Source organism: Variovorax sp. PBS-H4 (assembly GCF_901827205.1).
In the GTDB taxonomy this organism is placed as follows: domain Bacteria; phylum Pseudomonadota; class Gammaproteobacteria; order Burkholderiales; family Burkholderiaceae_C; genus Variovorax.
On sequence record NZ_LR594675.1, the window covers coordinates 814768 to 828746 of the forward strand.

Here is a 13979-nt window from a genome sequence, read left to right on the forward strand (position 1 = left end):
CGGGTGTCAGTTGCAAGTGGACTCGGGCTCAGAGCGACGCCTCGAATCTCGCTAGGCAACTAGCAAGAAATACTCATTTCGATGACTCGGCCATGCTCCAGGTGGATCACTCGGTTGCATTCCTTCGCGATCAGATCCGGCGAATGCGACGCGAGCACCAGGATGCCCGATTTGGATACTACGTCCTTCATTCGACGCTCTGCCTTCTCGGTGAACTCAGCGTCGCCGACGGACAGCCATTCGTCCATCAACAAGATGTCGGCTTCGACGCTGGTAGAGATCGAAAAGGCTAACCGCATCAGCATGCCAGTTGAATAAGTGCGCACCGGCATGTTGACGTACTCGCCCAATCCGCTGAACTCGCAGATCTCGGGGGTGAGCGCGTCAATCTGCTTCTTGCTCATTCCCATGACCAAGCCGCGCAGCATGATGTTCTCGATTCCTGTGGCATCGGATTCGATGCCAAGCGCCGGATCGATCAAGCTCGAGACGGTGCCCTGCCGGACGAACTCTCCTGAGGAAGGCTCGTAGACGCCTGCCAGCGCGCGCAGCAGCGTCGACTTGCCCGCGCCGTTGTGGCCCACCAGGCCCAGGCGGTCGCCGCTCTTGAGCTCCAGGTTGATGTTGCTCAGCGCTTGCACCACGTTGACGCCGGTTTCCTTGCCGAAGCGCCCGCCGGTAACGGATGCAGCCAGCGTCTTTTTCAGCGATGCGGCGCCTGCGCCGTAGATGGGGAAGTTGACCGAGACGTTCTTGAGGGAGATGAAAGCCATTGTTTTCTCAGAGCCAATAGACGACGCGGCGGCGGTACTTGGCGAACAGCAGGCCCGACGCGATGACGCTCAGCACCGTCCACGCCAGAATGCCCCACCAGTTGTGGGCGCCGGCAACGCCGCCCATCAGAGGCACTCGCAGCAGCTCGAGCATCTGGGCCAAGGGGTTGTACAGGATGTACTGCGCGCGGCCGGGGAGGCTCTCCGGGAGCCAGAAGACGGGCGTCAGGAACATTAGCATCTGCATCACGCTGGTGACGATCTGGGTCACGTCGCGAAAGCGCGTGCAGACCAGGCCGAGCGCCAATCCGAGAGCCTGGGCGTTGATCAGCAGCAGCAGGAAGGCTGGTATGAAAAGCAACGCCGACCAGGACAGCGAGATGCCAGCCCACAGCGCCACCGGAACATAGAGCACGATCTGGTGCGCGAACTGGATCAGGTTGCGCGCCATGCTGCGCCAGACGAACAGGCTGATCGGGAAGTAGCCCTGCTTCAGGTAGTTGCTGGAGCCGATGAAGGCATTGCACGCGTCGGTCACCATGCTGGAGAAGAAGGTCCAGAAGATGATGCCGAGCGCCAGGTGCGGAAAGAACTTCGACAGCTCGGTGCCGAACAGCGAGCTGTACAGCGGCCCCATGCCACCGATCATGGCGCCCATGCTGAGGGTCAGCCACAGCGGACCGAGCATCGAGCGGCGGTAGCGCAGCACGATGTCGAACCAGGCCAGCGTCCACCAGATGTCGGTGCGGCGGGAACCTTCCCACCAGTCGGACCACGCGCTGCGATGAAGATTGGAGTGCGCCTGGCTCACTGGAGTACCTTCGATTTGGGGTGCGGTGCCATTTGCCTTCGGAGCGGCGGTGCTGCTGCTCATACGCGTCCGTAGGTGTCTGCCAGGCGCACGATGTCGTCCTCGCCGAGGTAGCTGCCGCACTGGACTTCGATGAGCACCAGTTCGTCCTGTCCGATGTTCGTCAATCGATGCTTCTCCTTGAGCGGGATGTATCGGTACTCGCCGGGCAAGGTCTTGTGCTCCACGTCGCCGATCTGAACGATCGCGGTGCCTTGCACCACGACCCAGTGCTCCGCGCGCTTGTGGTGGTACTGCAGCGAAAGCGCCTCGCCTGGCTTCACGGTGATGCGCTTGACCTTGTAGCCGTCTTCTTCCTTGAGCGATGCGTAGGTGCCCCAGGGACGGTGGACCACGGCGGGCAACCGCACCGTCTCGTGGCTGCGCGCCTTCAGGATGTCGACCACCTTCCTGACCTGCTGGGCGCTGTCCTTGTGGGCCACCAGCAGCGCGTCAGGTGTGTCGACGATCACCAGGTCGTGCACGCCCAGCGCCGCAACGATCTTGGGTCCATGGCTCTCGACCTGGATGTGGGTGCCGGTGGTGTCCACCGCCAATACGTGATCGTCGGGAAAGGTGTTGCCACTCGGGTCGCAGGGCTGGGCCTGCGCCACGGCAGGCCAGGAGCCCACGTCGTTCCAGGCAAACTTGGCGGGTACCACGCGCACGTTGTCGGCGCGCTCCATGACCGCGTAGTCGATGCTGATGTCCGGCTGCAGGCCGAAGGCGTGCAGGTCGAAGTTGATCGCGTCGCCCTTGGTCTGCGCGCCTTCGAGCGCATGGCGTGCCGCGTCGAGCACCTCGGGCGCATGCTTTTCCAGGGCCGAGAGGATCGCGGCCGCGGTGAAGCAGAACATGCCGCTGTTCCAGTAGTAGCGTCCGGTCCCCAGGTATTCCACGGCGGTGGCCAGGTCCGGCTTCTCGACGAAGCGCTTCACCGGCTGGCTCTCGCGCGAGACCCGCTCGACCTCGACGTAGCCGAATCCGGTCTCCGGCACCGTCGGCGGGATGCCGAACAGCACGAGCGCGCCCTGCTGCGCCAGCCGGAAGGCTTCGCTCGCACTCGCGACAAACGCTTCCACATCGGGGACGAGGTGGTCGGCCGAAAGCACCAGCATCACCGTGTCACCGCTGAACTGGCGCTCGCACTGCAAGGCCGCCAGCGCGATCGCCGGTGCCGTGTTGCGGCCCCTGGGTTCGAGCAGGTAGGTGGTTGACGGCGGATCGCTCATCTGGCGCAGCACGTCCTTGGTGAGGAACTGATGGTCCTTGTTGGTGATGACCATCAGGTCGCCGGTGCCGCAAGCCTGTCCGCGCTCGATGGCCTGCTGCAGCAGGGTGGAGCCGCCCAGCCTCATGAAGGGCTTCGGCAGCGCCTGCCTGGAAACTGGCCAGAGCCTAGAGCCGGATCCTCCCGAGAGCACCACAGAAAGCAATCGCATTTTTGACCTTCTCTTTGAGAGCGGGCGATTTTACCGGCCGAAGCCGGGGCGCATCCGCGCGACGAGATGCGCGCCAGGGGCGCACCACGTTGCGAAGATAATCACGCGCTGCGCCGCGACGCCACGTCGCCGACCGACCCGACCCAGCCCAAGACCGCGTTCCGCATGCCCCGACAAGAAGAACAGTCCCTCCTTGCCCACCCGAAGTACCGACCGGACATCGATGGCCTGCGCGCCATTGCGGTGCTCTCGGTCGTGGGCTTCCATGCCTTCCCGGGCTGGGTCAAGGGGGGCTTCATCGGCGTCGACATCTTCTTCGTCATTTCCGGCTACCTGATTTCCACGATCATCTTCGGCAGTCTGGCGGGCGAGGGCTTCAGCTATCGCGAGTTCTATGCCAGGCGCATCCGGCGCATCTTCCCGGCGCTGCTGCTCGTGATGTCCGCGACCTTCGCGTTCGGTTGGTATGTGTTGCTGCCCGACGAGTTCCGCCAGCTGGGCAAGCATCTGCTGGCCAGCGCGGGCTTCGTGGTCAACCTGGCGCTGTGGAACGAGGCCGGCTACTTCGACACCAGCGCCGAGACCAAGCCGCTGCTGCACCTGTGGTCGCTGGCGGTGGAAGAGCAGTTCTACATCTTCTGGCCCGTGTTGCTCGGCCTGGCCTGGCGTTTCAGGGGGGGCAACGGCCGTCACCTGGGCACCTGGATGTGGATCGCGACGGGTCTGTCCTTCCTCCTCAACGTGTATGCCGTGCATCGCCACTCGACCGCGACCTTCTATTCGCCGCTGCCGCGCATCTGGGAGCTGGCGGCCGGCGCCTTGCTGGCCTGGAGCGCGCTGCGGCGCGAGCCGCATCGCAACTGGTACCGGCGCGAGCTGCGCAGCGTGTCCGGCCTGGTGCTGATCGGGCTGGGGCTGGTGCTGATCACCCGGGGCAAGTCCTTTCCGGGCTGGTGGGCTCTGCTGCCCGTGCTGGGCGCCTGCCTCTGCATCTCGGCGGGGCCGGGCGCCTGGCTCAACCGGCAACTGCTGGGCTCCCGTCCGATGGTGTGGGTGGGCCTGATCAGCTACCCGCTCTACCTGTGGCACTGGCCGCTGTTGGCCTACGCGCGCATCGTCGAAGGCGCCGATCCCGACCGCACCACGCGCATCGCGGCCGTGATCGCCTCGGTGCTGCTGGCCTGGCTCACGTATCGCTTTGTCGAGCTGGGGCTGCGCCGGCGCCGCAGCGAGGGCGTGGTCAAGGGCCTGGCCTCGGGCATGGTGGCGGTGGCCGTCATCGGCATGGTGCTGGCCGGGCGCCTGCTGCCACCGCGCAACGACGACCCGGGCGTCCAGGCCATCGTCGCGGCCGGCGGCGACTGGGCGTACCCCGACGGCCTGAAGGAGACCAAGGTCAGGGGCGAGACCGTCTACACCATCGGCGAGGGCAAAGAGCGCGTGCTGTTGCTGGGCGACAGCCATGTCGAGCAGTTCGGCCCGCGCGCCGTCGAACTCGCCCGCATTGCGCCCGGCGCGCTGAAGACCCTGTACTTCGGCACACGCGGCGCCTGTCCGCCGGTGCCGCAGCTCTTTGAGGACCGCGACCTGGCCTGCGGCCCGCGCCGCGAGCAGCTGCTGAAGTTCGCCTTCAGCGAGGACATCGACACGGTGGTGCTCGGCGCCTGCTGGACCTGCTACTTCGACATCGAGGAGACGACGCCGGGTTCCAGCGCGCCCCCACCGCCCGACCACTACTACTTTCTCGACCTCCAGGGCCGTCACATGCTGCGCGGCGGCGATGGCGTGGCGCGCTCGCTGGTGTCGCTGGAGACGCTGATCAAGCTGCTGCGAGCCGCCGACAAGAAGGTCTACCTCATCCTCAATCCGCCGCTAAGCACCAACTTCGAACCCCGAGGGCTGATCCACGGCAGCCGTCTCGGCACCATGACCGCTTCGACTTCACCCGTGTCGGCGCCGTTCCCGCCGACGCAGAAGCGACTGCAGGAGCAACTGCGTCAGCTGGGGCAGCGTGCGGGCGCCGTCGTTCTCGACCCGGCACCTACCGTGTGCGTCACCGACAGCCAATGCATGCTCACGGGTGTGGGCGGCGACCCCGTCTACAAGGACGGTGCCCACCTGCGCGCCGAGTTCGTGCGCAAGGCGGCGACCTTCCTCGACCCCGCCCTCACGGTGTCACCATGAAAGCCCTGATCCATCGTTTTCTCGTCAGCCCCTTCGCGCTGCTTTGCGGGCCGGGACTGTTGGGCCGCGTGCAGCGTGCCTGGCGCATCTTCGGCAAGTCGGGCTGGGCCGGCGTGCGCTGGGAGCTCAGGCGCCGCATCGGCGGCCAAAACGACTACGACAAATGGGTCCGCCGCTACGACACGCTGACCCCGGCGCTGCGCCAGAAGATCGAGCAGCGCGTTTCGCTCATGAAAGAGCGCCCGCTGATCTCGGTGGTCATGCCCACCTACAACCCCACTCCCGCCTGGCTGCGCGAGGCCATCGAATCGGTGCGCGCGCAGATCTATCCGGCCTGGGAGCTGTGCATCGCCGACGACGCCTCGACCTGCAGCGATGTGCGGCAGATCCTCGAGGAATACACCCGCAGCGATCCCCGCATCAAGGTCGTGTTCAGGCCGAAGAACGGCCACATCTCGGCGTCGTCGAACAGCGCGATCGAGCTCGCCAGCGGACCCTGGCTGGCGTTGATGGACCACGACGACCTCCTGCCCGCGCATGCGCTCTTCTGGGTGGCCGAGTGCATCGCGGCGCACCCGGATGTCCAGTTGATCTATTCGGACGAGGACAAGGTCGACGAGCACGGACACCGCTTCGGTCCCTACTTCAAGCCGGACTGGAACGTCGACCTGTTCCGCTCGCAGAACATGTTCAGCCACCTCGGCGTGCTGGCCACCGAACTGGTGCGGGAGGTCGGCGGCTTCCGTGTCGGGCTCGAGGGATCGCAGGACTGGGACCTGGTGCTGCGCTGCATGGAGCGCATCGAGACGCGCCAGATCCGGCATATCCCGCGCGTTCTCTACCACTGGCGCGTGCACGGCGAGAGCACCGCCAAGTCGATGGATGCCAAGCCCTACGCGGCGATCGCGGGCGAGCGCGCGCTCAACGAGCACCTCGCGCGCACCGGCGTGCGGGCCAGCGCGGAGCACCAGGGCTTCGGTTACCGCGTGCGCTATGCGCTGCCGGCGAGCCCGCCGCTCGTCTCCCTGATCATTCCGACCCGCAACGCGCTCGCGCTGGTGCGCCAATGCGTCGGTTCCATCGTCGAGAAGACCACCTACCCCAGCTACGAGATCCTGCTCGTCGACAACGCCTCCGACGATCCTGCCGCGCTCGCGTACTTTGAATCTCTGGCGCGGCAGCCCAACATCCGCGTGCTGCGAGACGAGCGCCCGTGCAACTACGCGCAGCTCAACAACACGGCAGTCGCGCAGGCGCGCGGCGAGGTGGTCGCGCTCGTCAACAACGACATCGAGGTGCTCACGCCCGACTGGCTGTCCGAGATGGTGAGCATCGCTCTGCAGCCCGGCGTCGGGGCGGTCGGGGCGCGCCTGTGGTACCCCAACATGACGCTGCAGCACGCCGGCGTGATCCTGGGCGTGGGCGGCACCGCGGCCCATTCGCACCGGGGCATGCCGGCCGGCCGTGAAGGCTACGGCGGCCGGGCCGCGCTGATCCAGTCCTTCTCGGCCGTGACGGCTGCCTGCCTGGTGATCCGCAAGGCGCTCTACGACCAGGTGGGTGGCCTCGACGAGGTGCGCTTCGCCGAAGCCTTCAACGACATCGACTTCTGCCTGCGCCTGCGCGAAGCAGGCCTGCGCAACGTGTGGACGCCCTATGCCGAGCTGATCCACCACGAGTCGGCCACGCGCGGCAAGAACGTGTCGCCCGAGCGCCAGGCGCGGTTCCAGCGCGAGCTCGCGGCGATGCGCGAGCGCTGGGGTGCGCTGCTGGAAAACGACCCCGCGTACAGCCCGAACCTCATGCTGGCGCGCGAGGACTTCAGCTACGCCTGGCCTCCGCGCCTGGCGCCCCTCTGATGGCGCTCGGCGTCTCGGTCGCGCTTTGCACGCGCAATGGGGCGCGATATCTGCCGGCGCAGGTGCGCAGCATCTGCACGCAGGAACCGCCGCCACGCGAGATCGTGCTGTCGGACGACAACTCCAGCGACGACAGCGTAGCCATCGTGCGCCAGGCCCTGGCGGAGTGCGGTGCCGCAACGAGCATCGCGCTGACTGTGTTCGAGAACGGTACGCCCCTGGGTGTCACGCGCAACTTCGAGCAGGCGATTCGCGCCTGCCGGCACGAGCTCATTGCCCTCAGCGACCAGGACGACATCTGGCATCCGGGCCGTCTGGCACGCATGGTCGCCCGCTTCGAAGCACAGCCGGAGCTGCTGCTGCTGCACACCGACGCCCGGCTGGTGGATGGCGAACTGAAGCCGCTGGGCGACACGCTGTTCCATGCGCTGGAAGTGCAGCCGGGCGAGCTCGAGGCCATTGCCCAGGGCCGCGCCTTCGAAGTGTTCCTGCGGCGCAACCTCGTGACCGGCGCGACCGCGATGTTCCGGCGCCGCCTGCTCGCGGCGGCACTGCCTTTTTCCGACGAGTGGGTGCACGACGAATGGCTCGCCGCGCTGGCCGCGGCCACTGGCCGCCTGGACGTGCTGCCCGAGGCCCTGATCGACTATCGCCAGCACGGCAGCAACCAGATCGGCGCCAAGCGGCCCACGCTGGCCGACAAGCTCGCCAAGGCGATGCAGGCGCGTGGCAGCAAGCATATGCAGCGTTGGCGCCGTGCGCAGGCGCTGCTCGATCGCCTGCTGGCGCTGCATCACCAGGTGCCGGCGCCCATCGTCGAGGCGCAGCGAGGGAAGGTGGCGCACCAGCGCTTTCGCGCCGAGCTGCCCGCGTCGCGCGTGGCGCGCCTGCTGCCGGTGTTGCGCGAGGCCGCAAGCGGGCGCTACGAGCGCTTCGGCCGCGGCAAGCAGGCCATGGCGCAGGATCTGCTGGAGCGCGGCTAGCGCCCGCCGGCGCGCGCCGCGGCCAGCCGCCGATAGCGCCAGAACGCCGCCGAGCTCCATACCTTCAGCAGGCTCGTGACGTGCCAGTACAGGTGCCGCCTGCTGCTGTGGCTCGCGCGCTGTGCATCGTGGCGGGCCTGCAGCTGCTCCGCGATCGAGAGCTTCCATCCGGCCAGCCGCAGGCGCGCGCAGATGTCGAAGTCCTCGCCGTACATGAAGAAGCGCTCGTCGAAGCCGCCGATCTGGCGGTACGCCTGGCTGCGGAACAGCATGAAGAGGCCGGGAATCCAGTCCGGCTCGGCCGGTATCGCGTAGCCCGGCCGCCGGCGCGTGAGGATCTCCAGCGGCGTGATGATGGCGCGGTGCTGCTCTGCCGTGGTCTTGCCGGGCTCTAGGATGCGCGGGGCCAGCAGGCCGGCATCTGCCGGGGCGTGATCGACCAGTGGCGCCAGTACATCGGCGTCGAAGCGGATGTCGGGGTTGAGCACCAGGAACCACGGTGTCTCGCAGCGCGCAAAAGCCTGGTTGTGGTTGGCGCCGAAGCCCATGCGCCGCGGGTTCTCGATCCGCTCGATGGGAAAGCTCCAGCGCCCGCCCGCCAGCGCATCGGGTTCGGGGATGTTCAGCGTGAGCAGCACCTTGGCCGTTGCCGCGCGGCTGAAGCGGTCGAGCTGGTCGAGCAGGGGGCGGATGAGTTCGAGCTGACCATGGCTCACGATCGAGACGGTAATGGCGGGGGGAGAGGGCAGGGATGTGGGCATGGTCTAATTTCGCCCGGGGATTCTAGGAGCAGCCTCCCGGGCTCCCCGCCTTCCGCCCATGCTCACCCTGATCGTCGTCAGCTTCCTCATTTCCGCCATTGCCGTGCAGCTGTTCATGCGGCGTGCGCGACGCCATGCGCGGCGCTACGGCACCGACATGCCGCAGCGCTTTCACAAGGGCCATGTGCCGCGGCTCGGCGGTGCCGGCATGTTCCTGGGCACCGGCATCGCCTGGCTGCTGGCCGGGTTGCCCTCCGATCCCTTCAACGTCAACTGGCCCGTCAAGGCCTCCGGCGTCGCGCTGCTGTGCATCGCTCCCGCCGTGCTCGCCGGCATCGTCGAGGACCTGACCCAGCGCGTCTCGGTGCGCTACCGGCTGGGCATCACCATCGGCTCGGCGCTGCTCCTGTGCTGGCTGCTCAAGCTCGGCGTTGGGCGCCTCGGCATTCCCGCGGTCGACGGCTGGCTGCAGGCCTGGCCCTATGCCGCGATGCTGTTCGCGGTGATCGCCATCGGCGGCCTGCCGCACGCCTTCAACATTATCGACGGGTACAACGGCCTGGCTGCCACGGTCGCCATCCTGGTCTGCCTGGCCATTTCGCACGTGGCCCTGCAGGTGGGCGACCGGCAGCTCGCCGCCATGGTGATCTGCCTGGTCGGCGCGACAGCGGGCTTCCTGATCTGGAACTACCCGCGGGGCAAGATCTTCGCCGGCGATGGCGGCGCCTATGTCTGGGGCATGGCGATCGCCTTGGCTGCAGTCACGCTGGTGCAGCGGCATCGCGTGGTCTCGCCCTGGTTCCCGATGCTGCTGCTGATCTACCCGGTCTGGGAGACGGTGTTCTCGGTCTACCGACGCTTCGTTCGCGGCCAGTCGCCGGGCGATCCCGACGCGCTGCACTTCCATCAGCTGATCTTCCGCCGCATCGTGCGCGTGGCCTTCGCCGATGACGAGGCGCGCCAGCTGCTGGCACGCAACAACCGCACCTCGCCCTATTTGTGGATCTTCGCGGCCCTCACGGTGGTGCCGGCCGTGCTGTTCTGGAACAACACGCCGGTGCTGATGGCGTTCTGCGCGCTTTTCGTCGCCACCTACGTGGCGGCGTATTTCATGATCGTGCGCTTCAAGGTCCCGCGCTGGCTGCGCCCCTAGACATACTGGCTCTCCCCCAGGTTGGCTCACTTCGTGTAGCCGCCCACCCCCTCACCGGGGGGCAACACCAGCGGCCTGGCAAAGCCAGTTCCGCGGTGTTCCCGGATTTGCCTGCAAAATCTCGTCGTCGTTTCAGCGTGAGTACCATGACCGATCCTGTCCTCAACATTCCCCCGCGCGACAAGGCCGAGATCCTGGCCCAGGCGCTGCCCTACATCCGCAAGTTCCACGGCAAGACCATCGTCATCAAGTACGGCGGCAACGCCATGACCGACCCGGCCCTGCAAGCCGACTTCGCGGAGGACGTGGTGCTGCTGAAGCTGGTCGGCATGAACCCGGTCGTGGTGCACGGCGGCGGCCCACAGATCGAGGCCGCGCTGAACCGGCTGGGCAAGAAGGGCCACTTCATTCAGGGCATGCGCGTGACCGACGCCGAGACCATGGAAGTCGTCGAATGGGTGCTGGCCGGCGAGGTGCAGCAGGACATCGTGGGCCTGATCAACCAGGCCGGCGGCAAGGCAGTGGGCCTGACCGGCCGCGACGGCGGCCTGATCCGCGCCCAGAAGCTCAAGATGGCGGACCGCAACGACCCGAACATCGAGCACGACGTCGGCCAGGTGGGCGACATCGTCGCCATCGACCCGGGCGTGGTGAAGGCCTTGCAGGATGACGCCTTCATTCCCGTCGTGAGCCCCATCGGCTTCGGCGAGGAGAACGAGAGCTACAACATCAACGCCGACGTGGTGGCCGGCAAGCTGGCCACCGTGCTCAAGGCCGAGAAGCTCATGCTGCTGACCAACACGCCCGGCGTGCTCGACAAGGACGGCAAGCTGCTGACCAACCTCAGCGCCCGCGAGATCGACGACCTGTTCGCCGACGGCACCATCTCCGGCGGCATGCTGCCGAAGATCGAAGGCGCGCTGGACGCGGCCAAGAGCGGCGTCAATGCGGTCCACATCATCGACGGGCGGGTGCCGCATGCGATGCTGCTGGAAATCCTCACGGACCAGGCCTACGGGACGATGATCCGGGCCCGGTAAGGCCCCTCTGGCTCGACGAGACGCAGCCTACAGTTCTTCGGGCGCCGCTCTCACCTTCAGTCGCGAGAGCGAGTCCGGCTGCGACCCCACGATGCATGCCAGCTCGTGCTTCATCGGCTCAGGCAACGGGCCGGCCTTCACCGTGGCGTTCGTGGTGACGCAGATCGAATTCGGAAAGGTGATGGGCGGCAAGTCGGAGGAGCCATTCGCAGAGAGATCCGCCTCGTAGGCACGAGAGGCCTTGTCCGCCTCCACGACCGCCTTGTCGAGGTCGATCAACGAGTACACCAGCTGAATGGAATCCCACGACTCCCCCGCCTGCTTCATCTCCATTTGAATGGCCGAAAGGTCCCCCTCGGTGAGTGCTTCAAGAGCTCCGTGGTGGTACTTGTCCGCGTAGGCATGCACCCGCTCCATGAAGGGATGGTTCTGCAAGTCGTTGCCATCGAGGGCCACGGCCCAGTTCCGCCCTTCCACCTTGAAGGTGCCAATCACCAGGACGGCATGGTGCCCGGCATACTGCGTTCCGCCCTGGTCGGCGGGAAGTATCCGCGCGAGGCTCAGCACGCAGGGGCCATGCTGTTCTACCAGCTCGACGACGTCGTTCACGGTCGGATCGTGACGGTACTCCCGCTCCAGTTCCGGAGCCTGGGCCACGCCGAAAACCTGTTGCAGCTGCTGAAGCAAACCCCCGCCCTTGTCCTTGCCGGCCGCAATCTCGACCTGGCGTTGCCTGGATAGAGCCTGCAGGACGTTGTGCTGCATGACTTCCGAATTCGTCACGCAGTCCCCCGGGCGCTGGAACTGGAAGTTGCGTACAAGCGCGGCGGCCCAGGGGCCGCGCTGGAGGACCATGAGCACCGACCAGCTCACGTAATGCCGGGTCTGTTGTCCGGCCCGAGCTTGCAGGGTCTGAGAGGCGGACGCGTTGCTGCGGAACACCGGCGGCCGAAGCTGAGCGGATTTGCTCAAGGTATGCATGTCGTGTCTCCTGGGACTGTTGTGAATTCCAGTCCCTCTGTGACACGCCCCGCGACCTTGGTTCCATGCCATCGCTGGCAGGCGGACGTCGTCGAGCCACCGATCGAGAACCAAGCTGCCGCAGCTCGGTGCTCAGGCGTAGCCCGTCGGATTCCCCTGTTGCCACCGCCAGCTGTCCGCGCACATCTGGTCCAGCCCCCGCCGCGCACGCCAGCCCAGCAGCGACTCGGCGAGCGCAGGATCGCCCCAGTAGGCCGGCACATCGCCCGGCCGCCTCGGCCCGATCTCATAGGCGATGCGCTTGCCGCTGGCCCGCTCGAAAGCCTTCACCACATCGAGCACCGAAGCGCCCTGGCCCGTGCCCAGGTTCAGCGTCACCAGGCCCGGTTGCTTCTCGGCGTGCCGCAGCGCTGCCACATGCCCCTCGGCCAGATCCATGACGTGGACATAGTCGCGCAGGCCGGTTCCGTCCGGCGTGGGGTAGTCGCCGCCGTGTACCGAAAGCTTGTCGCGCAAGCCCACCGCCACCTGGCTCACGAAGGGCATCAGATTGTTCGGCTTGCCCTGCGGATGCTCCCCGATCAGCCCGCTTTCGTGCGCGCCCACCGGATTGAAGTAGCGCAGCAGCGCAATGCGCCAGTCCGGGTGGGCACGATGCACGTCGCGCAGCGCGTCCTCCACCATCAGCTTCGACCGGCCATAGGGATTGGCGGGGCGCAGCGCCGCGCCTTCGGGGATGGGCGAACGGTCCGGGTCGCCGTACACCGTGGCGGACGAGGAGAAGATCAGCGTGCGCACGCCCGCCGCCTGCATGGCTTCGATCAGCACGAAGCTGCCGTGCACGTTGTTCTGGTAATAGGTGATCGGGTCGGCCACCGAGTCGCCCACCGCCTTCAGGCCCGCAAAATGAATCACGCCGGCGATGGCCTCCTCGCGGAACAGCCGGTCGAGCAGCGCACGGTCGCGCACGTCGCCCTCGACGAAACGAGGGGCGGTGCCGATGATCCGGGCCAGCCGGTCGAGCACGCGCACGTCGCTGTTGCCGAGGTTGTCCAGGATCAACGGCGCGTAGCCTGCCGCGGCCAGCGCCACGCAGGTGTGGCTGCCGATGAAGCCGGCGCCGCCGGTCACCAGAATCTTTGGGCTCATCATTCGCTTTCGAGGAGGTCGTTTGAAGGGTCGATTCTGCGCGACGTACAGTGCGGCGTCGGTTGGCACGCGCTCACTGCGCTGTGCGAGAATCAATTTTTTACATTTGTCCCGCCCATGCAGAACGAAGAGACAAGCGCCCCTGGTGCCCCGCTGAGTTCCGTGAGTCCAGAGCCGGCAGCCGCGCCGACGCGCAAGCGTCCCAAGCCCGGCGAGCGGCGGGTGCAGATCCTCCAGGCCCTGGCCTCGATGCTCGAACAGCCGGGTGCCGAACGCGTGACGACTGCGGCGCTTGCCGCCCGGCTCGAGGTGAGCGAGGCGGCGCTGTACCGGCACTTCGCGAGCAAGGCGCAAATGTTCGAGGGCCTGATCGACTTCATAGAGCAGAGCGTGTTCACGCTGATCAACCAGATCACCGATCGCTCCGCCCCGGGCCAGGAGCAGGCGGCGCGCATCATCGCGATGCTGGTCCAGTTCGCCGAGAAGAACCCGGGCATGACCCGCGTGATGGTGGGCGATGCGCTGGTCTACGAGAACGAGCGCCTGCAAAACCGCATGAACCAGTTCTTCGACAAGGTCGAGGCTACGCTGCGCCAGGCTCTGCGCGGCGCCGCGGCAGCCGAAGGCTCGGCGACGCCCAGCGTCGATGCGCAGGTGCGCGCCTCTGCGCTCGCGGCCTTCCTGGTGGGGCGCCTGCAACGCTTTGCACGCTCGGGTTTCCGGCGCCAGCCTTCGGAGCATCTCGAGGCTGCTGTTGCACTGATGCTTTGAAGCTGTTCCCGAGGCGGCAACATCACCCGCGAG

The 13979-nt window shown here is 66.7% G+C and carries 12 protein-coding genes; 6 read left to right on the forward strand and 6 right to left on the reverse strand.

What is annotated here, in order from left to right; all coding sequences use genetic code 11:
* Positions 1 to 59: 59 nt before the first annotated feature.
* From E5CHR_RS03885 to E5CHR_RS03895, 3 genes are read right to left on the reverse strand one after another with little or no spacing between them, the layout of a single operon-like run.
* Positions 60 to 773 carry an ABC transporter ATP-binding protein gene (locus E5CHR_RS03885; RefSeq protein WP_162578461.1) on the reverse strand — a complete coding sequence of 238 codons (714 nt, stop codon included), beginning with the start codon at positions 771 to 773 and terminating at the stop codon, positions 60 to 62.
* Positions 774 to 780: 7 nt separating this feature from the next.
* Complete coding sequence (locus E5CHR_RS03890; RefSeq protein WP_232061941.1) at positions 781 to 1647, reverse strand: ABC transporter permease; 867 nt, start codon at positions 1645 to 1647, stop codon at positions 781 to 783.
* The gene (locus tag E5CHR_RS03895; RefSeq protein ID WP_162578462.1) at positions 1644 to 3065 is read right to left on the reverse strand and encodes a mannose-1-phosphate guanylyltransferase/mannose-6-phosphate isomerase; all 1422 of its coding nucleotides are present in this window, start codon (positions 3063 to 3065) and stop codon (positions 1644 to 1646) included. Before E5CHR_RS03895 ends, E5CHR_RS03890 begins: the two co-directional genes overlap by 4 nt.
* Before the next feature lie 165 nt (positions 3066 to 3230).
* On the opposite strand from E5CHR_RS03895, the gene E5CHR_RS03900 reads away from it, so the two are divergent.
* From E5CHR_RS03900 to E5CHR_RS03910, 3 genes are read left to right on the forward strand one after another with little or no spacing between them, the layout of a single operon-like run.
* Entirely contained in the window at positions 3231 to 5249 is a 2019-nt protein-coding gene (locus E5CHR_RS03900) for an acyltransferase family protein (protein WP_162578463.1), read from the forward strand.
* Positions 5246 to 7108, forward strand: a complete 1863-nt coding sequence (locus tag E5CHR_RS03905; protein ID WP_162578464.1) for a glycosyltransferase family 2 protein — start codon at positions 5246 to 5248, stop codon at positions 7106 to 7108. Before E5CHR_RS03900 ends, E5CHR_RS03905 begins: the two co-directional genes overlap by 4 nt.
* Positions 7108 to 8091 (forward strand): glycosyltransferase, encoded by a 984-nt coding sequence (locus E5CHR_RS03910; RefSeq protein ID WP_162578465.1) that lies wholly within the window; start codon positions 7108 to 7110, stop codon positions 8089 to 8091. Before E5CHR_RS03905 ends, E5CHR_RS03910 begins: the two co-directional genes overlap by 1 nt.
* On the opposite strand, the gene E5CHR_RS03915 is transcribed toward E5CHR_RS03910, so the two are convergent.
* The gene (locus E5CHR_RS03915) at positions 8088 to 8852 is read right to left on the reverse strand and encodes a glycosyltransferase family 2 protein (protein ID WP_162578466.1); all 765 of its coding nucleotides are present in this window, start codon (positions 8850 to 8852) and stop codon (positions 8088 to 8090) included. The two genes, E5CHR_RS03910 and E5CHR_RS03915, sit on opposite strands and share 4 nt — an antisense overlap.
* 58 nt (positions 8853 to 8910) lie before the next feature.
* Between E5CHR_RS03915 and E5CHR_RS03920 the strand changes: the two genes are divergently transcribed.
* Both E5CHR_RS03920 and argB read left to right on the forward strand, forming a co-directional pair.
* Entirely contained in the window at positions 8911 to 10005 is a 1095-nt protein-coding gene (locus E5CHR_RS03920) for a glycosyltransferase family 4 protein (RefSeq protein ID WP_162578467.1), read from the forward strand.
* Positions 10006 to 10151: 146 nt separating this feature from the next.
* Positions 10152 to 11045 carry an acetylglutamate kinase gene (gene argB, locus E5CHR_RS03925; RefSeq protein WP_068680954.1) on the forward strand — a complete coding sequence of 298 codons (894 nt, stop codon included), beginning with the start codon at positions 10152 to 10154 and terminating at the stop codon, positions 11043 to 11045.
* Positions 11046 to 11072: 27 nt separating this feature from the next.
* Here argB and E5CHR_RS03930 read toward each other — a convergent pair whose 3' ends face one another.
* Both E5CHR_RS03930 and galE read right to left on the reverse strand, forming a co-directional pair.
* Positions 11073 to 12026: a hypothetical protein gene (locus E5CHR_RS03930; protein ID WP_162578468.1), complete on the reverse strand. Its 954-nt coding sequence runs from the start codon at positions 12024 to 12026 to the stop codon at positions 11073 to 11075.
* A 132-nt stretch (positions 12027 to 12158) separates the two neighbouring features.
* Positions 12159 to 13175 carry a UDP-glucose 4-epimerase GalE gene (gene galE, locus E5CHR_RS03935; protein WP_162578469.1) on the reverse strand — a complete coding sequence of 339 codons (1017 nt, stop codon included), beginning with the start codon at positions 13173 to 13175 and terminating at the stop codon, positions 12159 to 12161.
* A 117-nt stretch (positions 13176 to 13292) separates the two neighbouring features.
* Here galE and slmA point away from each other — a divergent pair, with 117 nt between their 5' ends.
* Positions 13293 to 13946 carry a nucleoid occlusion factor SlmA gene (slmA, locus tag E5CHR_RS03940; RefSeq protein WP_162578470.1) on the forward strand — a complete coding sequence of 218 codons (654 nt, stop codon included), beginning with the start codon at positions 13293 to 13295 and terminating at the stop codon, positions 13944 to 13946.
* The last annotated feature ends 33 nt before the right edge of the window (positions 13947 to 13979 follow it).